Annotated in this window: 1 protein-coding gene; it reads right to left on the minus strand. The window is 65.6% G+C overall.

What is annotated here, in order from left to right:
• Window positions 1-9 precede the first annotated feature (9 nt).
• Entirely contained in the window at window positions 10-1,242 is a 1,233-nt protein-coding gene (locus NKI73_RS33520; RefSeq protein ID WP_352636332.1) for an IS4 family transposase, read from the minus strand.
• Between the last annotated feature and the right edge of the window lie 213 nt (window positions 1,243-1,455).

A 1,455-nucleotide genomic window follows, 5' to 3' on the forward strand; every position in this document is an offset into this window, starting at 1 on the left:
CTATCGGATTCACACATTTCGCAGTCCGAGGTTGGCGCCGTATTTGATGGCCCAGAATTCGGCGAGGCCGATGCGCATGACCTTTGGGCCGGGCTTGCCGTAGTAGCCGGTCCAGCCGCCGAGGCGTGCGATGACCCAGGCGGCGAAGGCCAGAGAGCCTTTGGGATGGGGATTGCGTTGTCGCTCGGTTTTGCCTTCGAGCTTGGCTGAGACAGCTTCGAGGATGGTCTGGTCGTCGGGATCGAAAGCATCGCTGAGGCGCTGATCGGTGTTGCCGTCGCGGGCCTGCACGAGTTGCTTGATGGTGACGGCGGCGATCGTGGCAGCGGCGGCGAAGTTGATCATGGCGTGCGGATCGCCGATGTCGGCGGCCTCGATATCGAAGCCCGCCGTCTTGAGGGTGCGGAAGAACTCCTCGATGGTCCAGCGCGACCGGTAGAGGTCGACGATACGGCGCGCTTCGACCTTGGTGGCGACACAGTGGGTTGTCAGCAACCGCCAATGCACCGGTTCGCTGCCCTCTTCCGGTTTCGACACCTCGCGAACATCGACCAGTGTTAAATCGACCGTCTCGGGCAACGCCGGATCGGCTGCATTGAGCGGCCGGCGCACCGCCACCGGGGCGAAGCGCAGCGCAAGTTCGGCGTCTCGCGCTCGTCGCCCGGGCGCAGCGGGGATGGTCACGGCAAAGCGGCCTTGCTCGGGCTGGGCGTCGATGAAGGCGAGCAGCAAGTCTGGCCCTTCTTGCGGCGCCTCGATGCGCCGGTTCTGGCAGGCCCGCACGATCAGGTCGACATTGTGCGGGCGCTCCGCGAAGAGTTCGTAAAAGTCGCTCTCGCGGTCCGACACCATGGTGATGCTGGCCGCACCATCCAGAACCGCGCCAGCCTGCTTGGTCGCGTCGATCCAGCGCCGCGACTCCTTATTGGCCGTCACCCGCTGGCGCCGCGGCGCCAGTTCACCCGCGTTGCGGTTCCAGACCTGCATCGAGACCAGGCCCAGCAGCGCTCCCGTGCCGGCCTCCAACGCCAGCACGGGGTGCAGCAGCAGGCCTGCCACGTTGCCCCTGCCGACCGGGCCATAGCCGGCTCGCGCCCGCCGGCTGCCCAGCACCAACTCCGAGGTGTCTTGCACGGCAACGACATGACGACCCGCCACGCGCCGTCCGGTCAGCCTTCCGGCATGGAGCGACATCTCTGCCGCCGTTACCGAAGGGTTGCGCAAAAGCCGCGTGAATTGCATTTCGGCCGCCCGTTTGCCTCCGAGCCGCCGGATACACGATCCAGGCCGCGCCACCAGCGCCCGATGCAAGCAGACCCCCCTTTTTCCAGGCGGCGATCGCCAAATCGCCCCAGCCCGTACTCGATCCCGGTCATTCAAACCTCCTTCAGCGTCCCGGCCCAAATAGAATCGAGCTTCGCCCCAAAACGCAACCGAGATGTGTGAATGCAATAG

The organism is Mesorhizobium sp. M0496, from assembly GCF_040321205.1.
GTDB lineage: Bacteria > Pseudomonadota > Alphaproteobacteria > Rhizobiales > Rhizobiaceae > Mesorhizobium.